We start from the raw sequence: 16119 nt of genomic DNA, 5'->3' as shown, positions 1-16119 counted from the left end.
GGGCGCGCCGCCGATGGGCGATCCTGTGGCGGTGGCCGAGGCGCTTTTGGGCACGCCCTATCTTTGGGGGGGCAATTCCTCGGCCGGGATTGATTGCTCGGGGCTGGTGCAGATCGCGCATCTGCTATGCGGGCGCGCTGTGCCGGGCGATAGTGACATGCAATGGCGTGAGCTGGGCGAGCCACTCGCGGAGGCCGACCCCTATGCGCGGGGCGATCTGATCTTCTGGAAGGGGCATGTCGCGCTGGTTTGTGATGCGCAACGGCTGATCCATGCCAATGGCCACACGATGAGCGTGGCCTATGAGCCGATCGCGGAGTGTCTGGCGCGGATCGAGGCCAGCGGCGAGGCGCCCTATCTGGGGCGCAAAAGGCTGCGCTGACGCGCGGCCTCCGGGCTCATTCGACGATGCGGATCAGCTTGCGTTCGAGCACGCGCAGCACCGTGCGCAGATCGCCGCCGCGCTTGAGCACCTGACCCTGCGGTCCGATCACCGCATAAAGGCCCTGCTTGTTGCGCAGCGCCGGGCGTTTCTCGATCCGGTAAAGCGGGGTTTCAGCGGCGCGTCGGAAGATTGAAAAGATCGCCACCTCGCGCAGAAAACTCATCGCGTAGTCGCGCCATTCCCCCGCCGCAACGGCCCGCCCGTAAAGCGATAAGATCACGTTCAGCTCGGAGCGATCAAATGCGACCTGCGGGTCGGCAGGGCGCTGGGTATTGGGCGAGGGCGGTTGGACCGTCATGATCCGATGGTATCGCGCTTGCGGCGCAAATCAAGAGCACTGAGTGCACAACCCGCGCACCGGAGCCGCAGTCATCTAACTGGCCCGAAAACACCCCAAAATTGTCGCAAACCCTGCCCGTTTCTGCCCGGTTTGAGCGCGATACAAAGGTAAGCGGAAAACGCTAAAGCCTCGACGGTGTAATCATCAGCCCCCACCATTTGCGCCGTCGAGGCATTTTCCGTCCGCAACAGGCCCGTCCTCCGATCTCCCCCGGATGGCGGGCCGTTTGCTGTCTGGGATGCCGCTCTGGCTTTGGCGCGCGAAAGCGCTTAGCCGCAATCGATATTGTAGACATTGCCGCGCGCATCGAGGCGGAACACCACACGCTGCGGATTGTAGACCTGATCCTCGACGCCGCGCCATTCCACGACGCGGTAAGGTTTGGTGATCCCGAGCGTTGCGATCTGTGCGGCGGGTTGGCCCAGCACTGACACATATTCAACCGCTTTGCAGGTGTCGGGCTCGCGCTTTTGCAGCCCGCCCGCCGTGACCGAGGTTTCCGGCGTCAGATAGGGCTGCGGCGCGGCCAGATCGGTCTGGCTGGCAGGCGCTCCGGAATTGGGCCCGGTGGGGCTGGCAGGATTGCACGCGGCGAGCGCGAGCACCGCGAGCAGAGCGGTCGGGAAAGCGGAAATTCTGATCAACATACATCTACCTATTATTGCAATCGCCCTGACGATGCCGCAGGCTCCGGCAAAATTTATACAAGGAGATCACGCTTATGAGAACCCGTGCCGCGGTTGCTTTGGAAGCTGGAAAACCGCTCGAAATAATGGAAGTTGAGCTGGAAGGTCCGAAGGCGGGCGAAGTTCTTGTCGAGATCAAGGCCACGGGCCTGTGCCATACCGACGAATTCACCCGCTCGGGCGCCGATCCCGAAGGTCTGTTCCCCTCGATCCTCGGCCATGAGGGCGCGGGCATCGTGCTGGAGGTGGGCGAGGGTGTGACCACGCTCAAGCCGGGCGACCACGTTATCCCGCTATACACTCCCGAATGCCGTGAATGCCCGTCCTGCCTGTCGGGCAAAACCAACCTGTGCACCGCGATCCGGGGCACGCAAGGGCAGGGCCTGATGCCCGATGGCACGACGCGCTTCAAGATGCTCGATGGCACGCCGATCTATCACTACATGGGCTGTTCGACCTTCGCCAATCACACGGTGATGCCCGAGATCGCGCTGGCCAAAGTGCGGGAAGACGCGCCTTTCGACAAAATCTGCTATATCGGCTGCGGCGTGACCACGGGGATTGGCGCTGTGATCAACACCGCTGGCGTCGAGATCGGATCGAGCGCGGTGGTCTTTGGCCTGGGCGGCATCGGGCTCAACGTGATTCAGGGCCTGCGGATGGCGGGCGCCGACATGATCATCGGGGTCGATCTCAATGACGACAAAGAGGCCATGGCGCGCAAATTCGGCATGACCCATTTCGTCAACCCCTCGAAGATCGAAGGCACGGTTGTCGAAGAGATCGTCAACATGACCAAGAAGGGTGCAGACCAGATCGGCGGCGTGGATTATTCCTTCGACGCGACAGGCAATGTCAAAGTCATGCGCGACGCGCTGGAATGCTCGCATCGCGGCTGGGGCGTTTCGGTCATCATCGGCGTGGCCCCTGCAGGCGCCGAGATCTCGACGCGCCCGTTCCAGCTGGTCACCGGGCGGGTCTGGAAGGGCACGGCCTTTGGCGGCGCGAAAGGGCGCACGGATGTGCCGAAATTCGTCGACTGGTACATGGATGGCAAGATCGAGATCGACGAGATGATCACGCATAAGCTGACGCTCGATCAGATCAACGAAGGGTTTGATCTGATGCATGCAGGCAAGTCGATCCGCGCGGTCGTCGAATACTGATCACAGGCGGGGCGCGCGGGGACTGACCGCGCGCCCCCCGAACCTTATGCCTTGAGCGCGGAGAGCGCCGCTTGCAGATCGAGCGCGCCGTCATAGATCGCGCGCCCCGAGATCGCGCCTGCGATCACGCCCGTATCGCGCAGGGTGATCAGATCGGGCAGCGAGGACACCCCACCCGATGCGATCACCGGAATATTCACCGCGCGCGCCAAAGCCTCGGTCGCCGCAATATTGGGTCCGCCCATCGCGCCGTCGCGCAGGATGTCGGTGTAGATGATCGCGGCCACCCCGGCATCCTCGAAGGAGCGGGCCAGATCTGTGACCATCACGTCGGTCTCTTCCGCCCAGCCCTTGGTCGCCACACGTCCGTTGCGCGCATCGATCCCGACGGCGACCTGACCGGGGAAGGCGCGGGCGGCCGCGCGCACGAGGGCGGGGTTCTCCACCGCCACGGTGCCAAGGATGACCCGGGCCAGCCCCTTGCTCAGCCAGCGCTCGATCGTTGCCATATCCCGGATGCCGCCGCCAAGCTGAGCGGGCACCGAGATCCGCGACAAGATCGCCTCGACCGCCGCGGCATTGACCGGCTCGCCCGCGAAGGCCCCGTTGAGATCGACAAGATGCACCCATTCGCAGCCAGCGGCCTCGAAGCTTGCTGCCTGTGCTGCGGGGTCGTCGCCAAAGACCGTGGCCTTGTCCATCTCGCCATGCAGCAAGCGCACGCATTGGCCATCTTTAAGGTCGATTGCGGGGTAGAGGATCATTTTGAGGCACTCCTGAACTGTCGCTGCGCCTAATGCCATGCGGGGCGCGCTGCGGCAAGCGATGCGCGTGAAACGCCCGGACGTCACGTAATCCTTGCCGGGAATCGGGGCGCGTGGCCTGATGCGCTCAAGAGGCAATTGGGAGGAGATCCGCCATGAAATCAATAATGCTGGCCGCGGCCGCACTGGCCCTGAGCGCGGGGGCAGCTTTGGCCGCCGACCCGATCGAGGGCACCTGGAAGACGCAGCCCGATGACGGCGCTTATGCCTTCGTGAAGATCGCCCCCTGCGGTGCGAATTTCTGTGGCGATATCGTGAAAACCTTCAAGGGCGGGGCCGAATTTAAATCGCCCAATATCGGCAAGCAGATCGTGATCAACATGGCCCCCAAGGGCGGTGGCAAATACGAGGGCAAGGTTTGGCGCCCGGCCAATAACAAGATCTACATGGGCAAAATCACCGTGCAGGGCAACGCAATGGCACTGGCCGGCTGCGTCGCGGGCGGGCTGTTTTGCAAATCGCAGGACTGGCAGCGCGTGCAGTAAGCCATCTGCGCTGAGGATGTGACACCGGGCGATGCTGTCTCAATGCGGCATCGCCCGAAGCATATTTCAGGGCTTCCAGCCAAGGAAATTAGCAATCAGGCGCAGCCCGGTTGCCTGCGACTTCTCGGGGTGGAACTGCATCCCCACGATATTGTCGCGCCCGACGATGGCCGTGATCTCGGTGCCGTAATCGACATGGGCCAGCCGGTGCGCGGGCTCCGCCACCTGAAAATGGTAGCTATGCACGAAATAAGCGTGATCGCCCGTCTGAATGCCCTCAAGCACCGGGTGCGGGTGCTCCACGACCAGATCATTCCAGCCCATATGCGGCACTTTGAGCGCGGGATCTTCCGGCTCGATCCGCACGACCTCGCCCGGAATCCAGCCAAAGCCCGGCGTCTCCTCGAACTCCAGCCCGCGCGTGGCCAGCATCTGCATGCCGATGCAGATCCCCATGAAGGGGCGGCCGCGCACGGTCACCGCCTGCTCGATGGCCTCGGCCAGACCTGTGAAGCGGTGCAGCGCCGCCCGGCACGACGGATAAGCCCCGTCGCCGGGCAGCACGATACGGTCAGCGCGTGCCACGACATCGGGCTCAGAGGTGACCACGATCGTGCCATGGCCCGTCTCACCCGCCATGCGCTGAAACGCTTTGGCTGCCGAATGCAGATTGCCCGCGTCATAATCGACAAGCGCTGTGAGCATCACAGCGCCCCTTTGGTCGAGGGCAGGCTGTCGACCATCCGGGGATCGGGTTCAACCGCCATGCGCAGGCTGCGGGCAACCGACTTGAACGCGGCCTCGGCGATGTGATGTGCGTTGAGCCCGTGCGCACGGTCGACATGCAACGTGATGCCGCCATGGGTCGCGAGGGCCTGAAAGAACTCGCGCACCAGCTCGGTGTCGAAGGTGCCGATCTTGGCCGTGGGCATGTCGCAATTCCACACCAGAAACGGGCGTGCGGACAGATCGAGCGCGCAGTGCACCTGCGCATCATCCATCGCCAGCGCAAAATGGCCGTAGCGGCGAATGCCACGCTTGTCGCCAAGCGCCTGCACCAAAGCTTGACCCAGCGCGATCCCGGTATCCTCGACCGTGTGGTGGTCGTCGATATGCAGATCGCCCTTGGCACGCACAACCATGTCGATCAGCGAATGCCGCGAGAGCTGGTCGAGCATGTGGTCGAAGAACCCGACGCCCGTCTGATTGTCATAGCTGCCGGTGCCGTCGAGATTGATCTCGACCGAGATTTCGGTCTCGGCGGTGGTGCGGGTGATCTTGGCCTTGCGCATCTCGCGCCTCCTTCTTGTCTGCGCGCCTTATAGGCTGCGGGGACCGTCTTGTTAAGCGGTTCCGCGCGGCGCGATGATTTGGAAGGGGAGGGGCTGGATATGCAAAAACCTCCCCCGGAGGGGAGGTTTTTTGTTGGAGCGGGCGAGGCGATTCGAACGCCCGACCCTAACCTTGGCAAGGTTATGCTCTACCCCTGAGCTACGCCCGCATCCTTGGGTATGTCTGAACTGGAGCGGGCGAGGCGATTCGAACGCCCGACCCTAACCTTGGCAAGGTTATGCTCTACCCCTGAGCTACGCCCGCATCCTTGGGTATGTCTGAACTGGAGCGGGCGAGGCGATTCGAACGCCCGACCCTAACCTTGGCAAGGTTATGCTCTACCCCTGAGCTACGCCCGCTTACCGGTTCAGTGGTCGCGGATTTAGGGGATCGCGCCGCGCGCTGCAAGAGAAAACTTTGTCCGCATGCGGGAATTTTCCGCGCGGCCCCATCGGCCCCTGCCGCACAGGCAGATGCGGTGTGGTTTGTTGGGGGGCGGAGGGGCGCCGGCATGGCGGCGCTTCGGGCATTGCGGTTTGGCTCGCGCCGTCGAGAATCAGGGCCGTGCGTCGCAGCAGCGATCAATGCGCCTCGCGCTCGGCCCAGCCCGCGAAGATCCGCTCCAACGCGACCACGGCGTAGTAGAGAACGATCCCAAGGAAGGCGAGCGCGATCAGCACCGCGAACATCAGCGGGTAATCCCCATTCGTGGCCCCTGATTGGAACAGCGCTCCCAAGCCTTTGCCATGCGGCGAGATGATCTCGACAAGGTTCGTCCCGATGAAAGCCAGCGTGACCGAAACCTTCAGCGCTCCGAAGAATTCCGGCAGGGTCTTGGGCAGCGCGATCTTGCGGAAGATGGTGAATTTCGACGCGCCAAGCGCCCCCAGAATATCGCGATATTCCGGCTCCAGCGTCGACAGCCCGATCCCCACCGAGACGGCAATCGGAAAGAACGAGATCAGGAAGGCCATCAGCACCGTGTTGAAATCATGCTGGCCGATGAACAACAGCGCCAGCACTGGCACGAGCGTGGCCTTGGGGATCGCGTTGAATCCCACCAGCAGCGGATAAAGCGCATCGCGCGCGAGCTTGGAGAACCCCATCAGCATGCCCAGCATCGTCCCGAAGACCACTGCGATCAGCAGCCCCGCCACGGTCCGCCAAAGCGTCTGCCAGCCCATCACGAAGAACAGCTTCCAGTAGCGCTCATAGGCGGCGGGCAGGTCTGAGGGCGCGGCCATCACGTAAGTGGGCCAGCCATTCACCCAGACGATGAACTCCCACAGCGCGAGGAAGGCGATGATCGCGAGGATCGGGGTTGCGATCTGTTTCCAGCTCATCAGTGCCCCCCTGCGTCGCGGCCCTGAGCCACGCGGATCTGGTCGCGCAGCACATGCAGCATGTTGGTGGCCTTGGGCTCATACAGCACGTCTATGCTGCGATCATCGGGCAGATCCACATCGAGCACATATTGCGCCCGCGCAGGCCGCCCTGACAGCACGATCACCTGATCGCCCAGAAACACGCTCTCGCGCAGGTCATGTGTGATCAAGACAGCAGTGAAGGGCTCGGCTGCGCGCAGATCGCGCATGATCTGCCACAGATCCTCACGGGTGAAATTGTCGAGCGCACCAAAGGGCTCGTCCATGATCAGCACTTCGGGCTTGTGCACGATGGCCCGGCACAGGCTCGCACGCTGGCGCATGCCGCCTGACAGCTCCGAGGGGCGCTTGGCCTCGAACCCGGCAAGCCCCACCATCGCAAGCAGGTGCTCGGCGCGCGCCACCATTTCGGCGCGACGCATCCGGGGTGCCACGATCTCGAGCGGCAACATTACGTTTTCCAGAATCGAGCGCCATTCCAGCATCACCGGGTTCTGAAAGGCCATGCCTACGGTCTTGCGGGGGCTGGTGACCTTCTCGCCATGCAAGAAGACCTCGCCCAGATCGGGCTTCATCAGCCCCGCGACAAGCCGGGTAAGCGTGGACTTGCCGCAGCCCGACGGCCCCACCACGGCGCAAAACGCGCCTTGCGGCACTTGCAGATCAAGCCCGTCCAGCACCGGCAGGGGGCCGGATTTCGTCTGATAGGCGTGGCTGACGCCGCGAATGTCGATGAGAGGGGTCATGCACCTGCCGGTCGAAAAAAAGGGGGCGGGAGACATGCTGCCCGCCCCCGCGGGGAGGATTCGGTGGAGAGGTTCAGTCGATCTTCAGGCTTTCCGCATCCGGCAGATAGGCGCTGTCGAAATAGAGGCTCGCATCGGCGGGATTTTGGAAGTCATAGACCAGCTTGGTCTGCTCGATTGCTGTGGCCATGCGGGCAGGATCGATGCTGCCAATGCCGTTTTCCTTGACGTAATCGGTGAGCACATTGGCATCGATCGCCATCTGCAGCCGCTCGGTTTCAAGATCCTTATCGGCGGCAGGGTTGCGCTTGATCATCGCCTCCACTGCCTTGCCGGGATCCGCGATTGCGGCCTTCCAGCCCTGCGCCGTGGCGGTGATGAAGCCCGTCACCGCGTCCGGGTTCGCCTTGGCGAAATCGGTGTTCACGATGATCGCGTTGCCATAGAGCGCAACGCCGTAATCGGCCATCAGGAGGACCGATTGCTCATCGAGGGGCACGCCGAGGCGCTTGAGATTGAGCGTCGAGGAGAAGGAAAACCCGGTGACCGCATCGACCTTGCCATCGGCCAGCATCGGTTCGCGCACCGGGAAGCCCACCGGTTCGACCTTGATCTTGGCCATGTCAAGCCCGGTCTCCTTGGCGAAGATCGGAAATTGCGCCCAAGCGCCATCGGGCGGCGGGGCGCCCAGCACCTTGCCTTCAAGATCCTTCGGCGCGTTGATGCCTAGATCCTTGCGCCCGACCACCGCAAAGGGCGGCTTGTCGTAGATCATCATCACCGCCGTCACAGGCGCGCCGGGGTTCTGGTCGAGGAATTTCATCAGCGAATTGATGTCGGCAAAGCCCACCGGAAAGGCGCCTGTTGCCACCTTCGGGATCGCATCGAGCGAGCCTTTGCCCTCCGAGATCTCCACCTCGAGCCCGGCATCGGTATAAAACCCGTCATCCACCGCGAGGAAATAGGGGGCCGAAGGGCCCTCGAACTTCCAGTCGAGCGCGAAGGGCATGCTGGTTTGCGCCTGCGCGAGGGTCGCGCTCAGACCGATCAGGGCAGCTGCAAGGAGGGAGGTCTTGGGGTGGAACATTCTTTGGTCCTTTGTGTCACGATCCGGCGTGCTCATATGATCGCGTTCCTGCCGTGGCGGGGCCAAAAGGATCTGCGCGGGTTGCGAGGAATGGGATGAGAATCACGCTGATGTGATTAATTTGCGAGCGGTTTTCGGGCTGGTGCCGCAGGTTTGGGCAGCGTGCAGGCTCAGAGCGACAGGAGCAGACGCAGAAAGCCCGACCCGTCGATCCCGTCGGTCTCCACGCTCAGCCCGGCGGCGCGCAGAAGCGCCAGATGCTCCAACGCTTTGGGCGATGTGTGGCACAGCACCCGCGTGTCCGGCATCGGCGCAAAGCGCCAATTCGCCTCGGCGGTGACGCTCAAATCGGGGTGGCGCCGGAACTCGGCGATCAGCAGATCCCGAATGGAGGCGCCCGGACCGGGCAGGGCAATCGGGCGGCAGGATGCCGCAAGCTTGCCGCCATCGGCGAGGCGAAAATTGGTGGTCAACAGCACAAAGCGCTGATCGGGGCGCACGGGGTGCCCTTCATGGCACAGATCGCGAATGCGACCCGGCCCGGAGCGGGCGCATCCTTGAGTGTCGTAGCGCGCAGGAGCCGCCAGATCGATCCCGTAGCTCACTCCCGAGATGACATCGAAATTATAGCCCGGAATGGCGCGGTCGCGCAGTTCGGCATCGCGTGCACCGGGTGGGATCTGGTGAAAGATCCCGGCTGCACGCTCAAGCTGGTCGCGCAGCGCCTCGCCGGTGATTTCCACCGCCGCAAGCGCGTTATTATACATGTAAAGATCGTCGAGATGGTTCATCCGCACCGGGCCGCGCGGGATATCGAGGAAATTGCCCGGGCCGCCATATCCACCCGCCTTGAACGGGGCGGCGGCGGCGATCAGCGGCAAATGCGCCTCAGGCAGCCCCGCCAGAGCGATCCGGCCATGCCGCAGTTTTACCTGATGGATCAGGCTCACGCTGGGATCGGGGCCGAGAAGCGCGAAGAAGCTGTGCAGCGGCGTGTCGAGCGATCCGATCCGGCGCCGGATATGCGCCAGCGCCGAATGATGTGCCCGGTCGCTGACGGCCACCACGGCCGGCGACTCTATCCCGCTTGGCTGGCGCAGCTCGGCGCGGTGATCGGTGATCTGCCAGCGCCCCTCAACCTGCCGCAGCGTCAGATCAAGCACGCCAAGATGGGTGCCATAGGCTCCCGCATTGAGCGCGGGCTTGCCGTGCAATGTGCCGCGGATTGGGTCGATCCCCGTGCCCGACGGCCCATGTGGCCCCGGAAAGGGCAGGTGGTCATGGCCTGCCAGAACCACGTCGATCCCGTCAATCTCGGCCAACGCCAGCGCGGCATCGTCGCGCATCGGGACCGCATTGCCCGGCGGTTTGGGCGCGGGGGCGATGCCTGTATGCGCCAGCGCGATCACGATATCGGGCTGGCAGGCGCGCAGCCGGACGATCTCGGCCCGTGCAACTGCAATCGGTGCGGCGACAGAAACCCGATTGCCGGTTTTGAGCGACACCCAGTCGCGCGACTGTGCCGTCAGAAACCCGATCACCCCGATGCGCAGCCGATGCGCGCGCCCATCAAGATCGTACATCTCGCGCTCAAGGATCGTCCAAGGGGTCAATCGCTGCGCGAGAGGGCTTTGCGGCTGCGATCCCGTGAAGGCGATATTCGCCCCAACGATTGAAAACTGCGCGGTTGCTAGGACTTGCGTAAGATGCTCCGCGCCGAAATCAAACTCGTGATTGCCCAGCGTCCCGGCGTCATAGCCCATCGTATTCATGGCGCTGATCATCGGGTTCAGGGCGCTACTGTCAGTGCGGTTGCCCTCGATCCAAAGTTGCGTCAGCGGCGTGCCCTGCATGAAATCGCCAACATCGAACAGCAGTGAATTTTGCGCCTGATCACGGGCCTGCGCGATTTCATGGGCGAGTGCGGCCAGACCTGCGCCCTCGCGATGGGTATCGCTGAAGTAATCATAGGCGCGCACATGGCCATGAAGATCGGTGGTTTCGAGAACCCGAAGGTGAAGCGTCACCCGCTCCTCGCCGAGCCCCATGTGCAGCTCGTGCTTGTGCACGCCTTCCATCTTCTTCCTTTGCCGCTTCGAGAACGGCTTTTGCGCGCCCCGGCTTGTCCGGTGTGCTGCGCTCCATTTGAACTCAACCTAGGATAGAAGGACGTGCGTTTCCATAGCAATTCGAAGGAAACTGAAGGTCGTCGCGAAACGCGACGATGTGCGGGGAACGGTGGCGTGACTGGAATCGCGCGGGGGGATGTGAAAAGAGCAATGCAGGACCGCAGGAGCACGCCATGTCAGATCAGAGCCACACCCTTCCCATTGACCTTGAGCAGGCCCCGGCCTTCGCGGGCATCTCCGGGCTGGAGCGTCGTGCCGAGCTGCGGCGGGACACGGCCCGGTTGGGCGCTTTGCGCGAGCTGGCGCAGACGCGGATCTTGCCGCTGTGGCGCGGTCGCCCGCTGATCTGCGAGACCGGGCTGGGTCTTCTGGCGCCCGATCATGCACTTTTTGCGGAACAGGACGGCCCCGAGATTTTCTTGGGCGAGGCCGGGGGCGTGTTCTATTTCGCGCGCGATGTTTCAGATTTTGAGCCCGAGGGGCCCGTGCCCGACAGCACGGTGTTTTTCGATCCGAGCGAGCAGCATCACCCCAGCCTTCCCGTGAGCCATGTTTTCTCCGAGCTGCGCGGCGCGATGGCGCGGCTCGATGTGCTCGAGGCCGAGCTGGCAGCGACCGCGCGGGGCATGTTCGAATGGCACCGCTCGCACGGGTTTTGTGCCGCCTGCGGGAGCGCCTCGGAGATCGCGGATGCGGGCTGGGTGCGCGTGTGCCCGAGCTGCAAGCGCCACCACTTCCCGCGCACCGATCCGGTGGTGATCATGCTGATCACCAAGGGCAACAGCCTGTTGCTGGGCCGCTCGCCGCATTGGCCCGAGGGGATGTATTCGACGCTGGCAGGCTTCATGGAGCCCGGCGAGACGGTCGAGAAAGCGGTGCGCCGAGAGGTGGCCGAGGAGACCGGCGTGGTGGTGGGGCCCGTGCATTTCGTCACCTCGCAGCCTTGGCCCTTTCCGTCGTCGCTGATGCTGGGCTGTCATGGCGAGGCGCTGAGCACGGAGATCACCGTGGACCCCGAAGAGATCGAGGATGCGCTCTGGATCACGCGCGAGCGGCTGCTTGAGGTGGTCGCTGGGCGGGATAAGGTGATTTCTCCGCCACGGGTCGGCGCGATTGCGGGCTGGCTGATGCGGCAGTGGCTTGCAGATCGGCTCGATTGATTCCAGTTTGCTGCCGGGCCTCAGAGCCTTGCTGCGAGGAGTAAAGGTATGAAGTTTTCCACCCGCAAGGATATTGCGGCGCCGGCGGAGTATGTGTTCGACAAGCTGGCTGATTTCAGCTCGTTCGAGCGACTGGCCCTGCGGCGCGGCATCACGTTGCGGCGTCTCGACACGCTCCCGGTTCCGGCGGCGGGCATGTCGTGGGAAATTACCTTCCGGTTTCGCGGGCGCGAGCGCCAACTGATCAGCGATATTATACGCTACGACCGGCCCGAGGCGCTGATCTATGCGGGCAAGTCGAGTAGCTTCGAGGCGCAGCTTGAGCTGATGATCACCGAGCTGTCGAAGACGCGGACACGCCTGAATGTCGGGTTCGAGATCAAGCCGCGCACGCTCGGCGCGCGGCTGATGGTGCAATCGGCCAAACTGGGCAAGGGCAATCTCGACCGGCGTTTCGATGAACGGGTCGGCCAGTTCGCGCAGGATCTGGAACGGCAGGCCGAAAAGGCCGGGGCTCAGAAAAGCTAGGCTGCGGGCTTCAGGATATGCGCTTGGGATCCGCCGGATAGACCCCGAGGATTTCGAGGTAATCGGTGAAATATTCCAGCTCTTCGAGCGCGCGGCCAAGGGCCGGATCGTCGGGATGGCCCTCGACATCGGCATAGAACTGGGTGGCGGTGAAATTTCCGCCGACCATGTAGCTTTCCAGCTTGGTCATGTTCACGCCGTTGGTCGCAAACCCGCCCATCGCCTTGTAAAGCGCGGCGGGAATGTTGCGCACGCGGAATACGAAGGTGGTCATCATCTGCGCCCCGCGTCGGCTGTGATCGGCCTGCTTGCCCATGATCAAGAAGCGGGTCGTGTTATGGGCATTGTCCTCGATATGGCGGGCGAGGATTTGCAGGCCATGCGTCTCGGCGGCCATGTCCGAGGCCAGCACGCCGACATCGCGGGTCTGCGCAACTGCCAGCTCTTCAGCGGCCCCCGCACTGTCCGCAGCGGCCTCGCCACGGATGCCGTACCGCGCCAGAAAACTCGCGGCTTGCGGCAGCAAGACCAGATGGGCGCGCACTTTCGTGAGCTCTTCGATCTGTACGCCGGGCAGGGCCATCAGGCTGATATGGACACGCACGAAAGCCTCATCGAGGATGCGCAGCCCGCTTTCGGGCAGCAGGCGGTGGATATCCGCGACCCGGCCATAGGTGGTGTTCTCGACCGGCAGCATCGCCAGATCCGCCGCATCCTGCCGCACTGCCTCGATCACGTCCTCGAAAGAGCGGCAGGGAACCGGCTCAAGATCGGGGCGCGCGTCGCGGCATGCCTGATGCGAATAGGCCCCAAGTGCGCCCTGAAACGCGATGCGCCCGGCCTTTTGACGATTTTCCATCGCGGTTCTCCCTTCTGGCGCACATCGGTGCTGTAATCCGTTGGCCAAGTGCCTAGCCCGCCGGGCCGCCAAAGAAAAGAGCCTTGCACGCTTGCCTCTTGATGGGCCTCAGAAGGCGGGCGCGGCGTTGCGTCGCGCACAGGCAGGGATGAAATCGTTGCACAATTGCGATCACGGCCAGTAAAGTTCTCTTGATCTCAAGGGGTGCAAACAGGTAGACGCAGGTAACGAAGCCGACAGATCCGAGGACGGACGATGTTCAATACGATGACCTTAACCAAGACGGCAGGCGCGGTACTGAGCGCTTTTCTGTTCTTTCTTCTGACTGCCTGGGCGTCGAGCGCGCTGTATCATGTTGGCGAGGCCGAGGATCATTCGGGCGGCGAGCACGAGGAAATGGCCAAGGGCCCGACGATGTCTGCGGCCCCCGGCGATCTGCTGGCTCAGACCGATGACGCGGGCGCTGCCGCTTCGACGGACGCCGCCGTGGTGGTCGATCTGGGCAATGGCGATGCGGCCAAGGGCGCGAAGGTCTTTGGTAAATGCAAGGCCTGCCACAGCCTCGAAGACAAAAACGGCGTCGGCCCGCATCTTGATGGTGTGGTTGACCGCGCGGTCGCAAGTGTCGATGGGTTCAACTATTCCGATGCGCTCAAGGAGCATGGCGGCCAGTGGACGATCGAGGCGCTCAATTCGTGGCTTGAGAATCCCAAGGACTACATCCCGGGCAACCGGATGTCCTTTGCCGGTCTCAAAAGCGCCGAAGACCGCAACGATGTGATCGCCTATTTGCAGGAAAACAGCCAGTAAGCGGCTCGGATCTGCTGAAAAATGAGGGCCGTTCCCATTGGGGCGGCCCTTTTTGCATGCGGAAGCGCTCTCTTACAGTTTCGTAACTTGCCCCGAGGGCGCCAGCCCCGCTAGCCTAGGCGAAAGCGCCCGGCATGTGGCGCGCTCAAAGTCGGGGAATGCATGGTGCAAGTTCGAGTGGCGGTCAGCTCTTTTGATGCGGATATCCAGCGCAAGGCGCTTGCGCTTTTTGCCGGTGCGATGATCTGGGCGGGGTTTGCCTTTGCGGCCCATGCGCAGGAGGCGACCTCTGATGCGGCCCAACCCGCGGCGAGCACCCCTGCGCCCGATGCCTCCGATGTGATCACGACCTATGGCATCGCGACGCTGGGCGATCTGAAATATCCGGCGGATTTCGCCAATCTCGATTACGTCAATCCCGATGCGCCCAAAGGCGGTGAGATCTCGGAATGGGCCCCCGGCGGCTTCGACAACTACAACCCCTATTCGATTCAGGGACGCGCGGCGGCGCTTTCCTCGGCCCCGCTCGAGCCGATGATGGAGGGCACGGCTGATACGGTGGGGGAGCTTTACTGCCTTCTGTGCAAAAGCCTCGAATATCCCAAAAGCCGCGATTGGGTGATCTTCACGCTGCGCGATGGGATCAAATTCTCTGACGGCTCGCCGCTAACCGCTCAGGACGTGGTGTTCTCCTATGAGCAGTTGCGCGACAAGGGGCTCAGCTCCTTCCGGCAGGTGATCGCCCAGCAGGTTCAATCCGCAGAGGTGATCGACCCGACCCATGTGAAATACACCTTCAAGCCCGGCTATCCGCGCCGCGATCTGATTCAGGTCGTGGGCTCGCTGCCGGTCTTTTCCGAGGCGCAATTCAAGAAAGACAATCTCGACCTGTCGCAAACGACAAGCGTGCCCTTTATCGGCTCGGGCCCCTACATGTTCGATTCGACCAAAGGCAATCGCTCCATCACATGGAAGCGCAATCCCGACTATTGGGGCAAGGATTTGCCGATCAACAAGGGCCGGGCCAATTTCGACCGCATCCGCATCGAGTATTTCGGCGATTACCAATCGGCCTTTGAGGGGTTCAAATCGGGCACCTACACGTTCCGCAATGAGGCCAGCTCGATCAGCTGGGCAACGGGCTACAATTTCCCCGCAATCGAGAAGGGTGAGGTCGTGAAGGCTTCGCTGCCCAACGGCAATGTCGCCTCGGGGCAGGGCTTCATCATCAACCTGCGCGAACCGAAGTTTCAAGACATTCGCGTGCGCAAGGCGCTTGAGTTGATGTTCAATTTCGAGTGGTCCAACGAGACCCTGTTCTACGGCATCTATGACCGGGTCGAGAGCTTCTGGCAGAACTCGGATTTGCAAGCCCAAGGCAAACCCTCGGAGGCGGAGCTGAAGCTGCTCACGCCGCTGGCCAAGGATCTGCCCGACGGCGTGCTGACCGATGACGCGGTCGTGCAGCCGGTCTCGGGCAAGCGCCAATTGGATCGTAAGAACATGCGCCGGGCCGCGAAGCTGCTGCAAGAAGCCGGCTGGACGCCGGGCAGCGACGGCATGCTGCGCAACGCCCAAGGCCAGACGCTTAGCGTCGCGATCCTCAATGACAGCCAGAGCTTTGACCGGGTGATCACGCCCTATGTGCAAAACCTGCGCGCGCTTGGCATCGACGCCAAGATGGAGCGCGTCGATGACAGCGAGTATGAAAACCGCAGACGCAGCCACGACTTCGACATGATCACCTCTCATCTGGGACAGGACGAGATCCCCGGCGCCGATCTGCAGCAATATTTCGGCTCGAAGAGTACCGATGACGTGTTCAACGCGATGGGGCTGGACAATCCCGCGATCGACAAACTGATCTCGGAGGTCGAGCACGCCACCGATCAAAAAGAGCTGATGCCGCGGGTCCATGCACTCGATCGTGCATTGCGCGCCCTGCGCTTCTGGGTGCCGCAATGGTATAACCCGAACTACCTTGTGGCCTATTATGATATGTACTCTCATCCCAGCGCCCTGCCGCCCTATTCGCTGGGAGAGCTGGATTTCTGGTGGTATGACGCCGACAAGGCCAAGAAACTGAAGGCAGAAGGCGCGTTCTAAAACCGTGATTTGCCAATAAACGAGCAGAGGG

At 62.7% G+C, this 16119-nt stretch carries 17 protein-coding genes and 3 tRNA genes; 7 read left to right on the top strand and 13 right to left on the bottom strand.

The features are described from left to right. Nucleotides 1-382 (top strand): C40 family peptidase (locus DL1_RS13975; RefSeq protein WP_038067490.1); only part of this gene is annotated, 382 nt, incomplete at its 5' end. A gap of 16 nt (nucleotides 383-398) precedes the next feature. On the opposite strand, the gene DL1_RS13970 is transcribed toward DL1_RS13975, so the two are convergent. Together DL1_RS13970 and DL1_RS13965 are read right to left on the bottom strand one after the other, a co-directional pair. Beyond that, a complete protein-coding gene (locus DL1_RS13970) occupies nucleotides 399-743 on the bottom strand; it encodes a DUF2794 domain-containing protein (protein WP_038067447.1) in 345 nt (114 codons plus the stop codon). Between the two features lie 311 nt (nucleotides 744-1054). Continuing rightward, entirely contained in the window at nucleotides 1055-1432 is a 378-nt protein-coding gene (locus tag DL1_RS13965) for a hypothetical protein (RefSeq protein WP_038067444.1), read from the bottom strand. A 74-nt stretch (nucleotides 1433-1506) separates the two neighbouring features. Here DL1_RS13965 and DL1_RS13960 point away from each other — a divergent pair, with 74 nt between their 5' ends. Next, the gene (locus tag DL1_RS13960) at nucleotides 1507-2637 is read left to right on the top strand and encodes an S-(hydroxymethyl)glutathione dehydrogenase/class III alcohol dehydrogenase (RefSeq protein WP_038067441.1); all 1131 of its coding nucleotides are present in this window, start codon (nucleotides 1507-1509) and stop codon (nucleotides 2635-2637) included. Nucleotides 2638-2681: 44 nt separating this feature from the next. On the opposite strand, the gene hisA is transcribed toward DL1_RS13960, so the two are convergent. After that, nucleotides 2682-3401, bottom strand: a complete 720-nt coding sequence (gene hisA, locus DL1_RS13955) for a 1-(5-phosphoribosyl)-5-[(5-phosphoribosylamino)methylideneamino]imidazole-4-carboxamide isomerase (RefSeq protein WP_038067440.1) — start codon at nucleotides 3399-3401, stop codon at nucleotides 2682-2684. Nucleotides 3402-3556: 155 nt separating this feature from the next. Here hisA and DL1_RS13950 point away from each other — a divergent pair, with 155 nt between their 5' ends. Next, nucleotides 3557-3946 (top strand): DUF2147 domain-containing protein, encoded by a 390-nt coding sequence (locus tag DL1_RS13950; RefSeq protein ID WP_038067436.1) that lies wholly within the window; start codon nucleotides 3557-3559, stop codon nucleotides 3944-3946. A gap of 66 nt (nucleotides 3947-4012) precedes the next feature. Here DL1_RS13950 and hisH read toward each other — a convergent pair whose 3' ends face one another. From hisH to DL1_RS13905, 9 genes are all read right to left on the bottom strand, one after another. Beyond that, nucleotides 4013-4651, bottom strand: a complete 639-nt coding sequence (hisH, locus tag DL1_RS13945) for an imidazole glycerol phosphate synthase subunit HisH (protein WP_038067432.1) — start codon at nucleotides 4649-4651, stop codon at nucleotides 4013-4015. Beyond that, on the bottom strand, nucleotides 4651-5238 hold the full coding sequence (gene hisB, locus DL1_RS13940; protein WP_038067429.1) for an imidazoleglycerol-phosphate dehydratase HisB: 588 nt from the start codon (nucleotides 5236-5238) through the stop codon (nucleotides 4651-4653). Before hisB ends, hisH begins: the two co-directional genes overlap by 1 nt. A 134-nt stretch (nucleotides 5239-5372) precedes the next feature. Next, a tRNA-Gly gene (locus tag DL1_RS13935) sits at nucleotides 5373-5447 on the bottom strand. 20 nt (nucleotides 5448-5467) lie between these two features. Next, nucleotides 5468-5542, bottom strand: a tRNA-Gly gene (locus tag DL1_RS13930). Between the two features lie 20 nt (nucleotides 5543-5562). Further along, nucleotides 5563-5637 (bottom strand) — tRNA-Gly (locus tag DL1_RS13925). 222 nt (nucleotides 5638-5859) lie between these two features. Beyond that, nucleotides 5860-6621 carry an ABC transporter permease gene (locus tag DL1_RS13920; RefSeq protein WP_038067427.1) on the bottom strand — a complete coding sequence of 254 codons (762 nt, stop codon included), beginning with the start codon at nucleotides 6619-6621 and terminating at the stop codon, nucleotides 5860-5862. Beyond that, nucleotides 6621-7409 carry an ABC transporter ATP-binding protein gene (locus DL1_RS13915; protein ID WP_038067425.1) on the bottom strand — a complete coding sequence of 263 codons (789 nt, stop codon included), beginning with the start codon at nucleotides 7407-7409 and terminating at the stop codon, nucleotides 6621-6623. The genes DL1_RS13920 and DL1_RS13915 overlap by 1 nt, the downstream gene beginning before the upstream one ends. A gap of 73 nt (nucleotides 7410-7482) precedes the next feature. Further along, nucleotides 7483-8496, bottom strand: coding sequence for an ABC transporter substrate-binding protein (locus DL1_RS13910; RefSeq protein WP_038067424.1), 1014 nt, complete (start codon nucleotides 8494-8496; stop codon nucleotides 7483-7485). 170 nt (nucleotides 8497-8666) lie between these two features. Then, complete coding sequence (locus DL1_RS13905; RefSeq protein WP_162178756.1) at nucleotides 8667-10565, bottom strand: 5'-nucleotidase C-terminal domain-containing protein; 1899 nt, start codon at nucleotides 10563-10565, stop codon at nucleotides 8667-8669. Between the two features lie 233 nt (nucleotides 10566-10798). Here DL1_RS13905 and nudC point away from each other — a divergent pair, with 233 nt between their 5' ends. Both nudC and DL1_RS13895 read left to right on the top strand, forming a co-directional pair. Continuing rightward, on the top strand, nucleotides 10799-11785 hold the full coding sequence (nudC, locus tag DL1_RS13900) for an NAD(+) diphosphatase (RefSeq protein ID WP_051693567.1): 987 nt from the start codon (nucleotides 10799-10801) through the stop codon (nucleotides 11783-11785). A gap of 48 nt (nucleotides 11786-11833) precedes the next feature. Next, entirely contained in the window at nucleotides 11834-12313 is a 480-nt protein-coding gene (locus DL1_RS13895; RefSeq protein ID WP_038067422.1) for an SRPBCC family protein, read from the top strand. Nucleotides 12314-12323: 10 nt separating this feature from the next. On the opposite strand, the gene DL1_RS13890 is transcribed toward DL1_RS13895, so the two are convergent. Next, the gene (locus DL1_RS13890) at nucleotides 12324-13172 is read right to left on the bottom strand and encodes a prephenate dehydratase (protein WP_038067419.1); all 849 of its coding nucleotides are present in this window, start codon (nucleotides 13170-13172) and stop codon (nucleotides 12324-12326) included. Nucleotides 13173-13427: 255 nt separating this feature from the next. On the opposite strand from DL1_RS13890, the gene DL1_RS13885 reads away from it, so the two are divergent. Together DL1_RS13885 and DL1_RS13880 are read left to right on the top strand one after the other, a co-directional pair. Further along, complete coding sequence (locus tag DL1_RS13885; RefSeq protein ID WP_038067417.1) at nucleotides 13428-13982, top strand: c-type cytochrome; 555 nt, start codon at nucleotides 13428-13430, stop codon at nucleotides 13980-13982. 240 nt (nucleotides 13983-14222) lie between these two features. Further along, nucleotides 14223-16088: an extracellular solute-binding protein gene (locus DL1_RS13880; protein ID WP_081856349.1), complete on the top strand. Its 1866-nt coding sequence runs from the start codon at nucleotides 14223-14225 to the stop codon at nucleotides 16086-16088. The last annotated feature ends 31 nt before the right edge of the window (nucleotides 16089-16119 follow it).

The sequence above is a fragment of the Thioclava dalianensis genome (assembly GCF_000715505.1).
Taxonomy (GTDB): domain Bacteria; phylum Pseudomonadota; class Alphaproteobacteria; order Rhodobacterales; family Rhodobacteraceae; genus Thioclava; species Thioclava dalianensis.
This window is presented reverse-complemented; position numbering and strand designations above follow the sequence as displayed.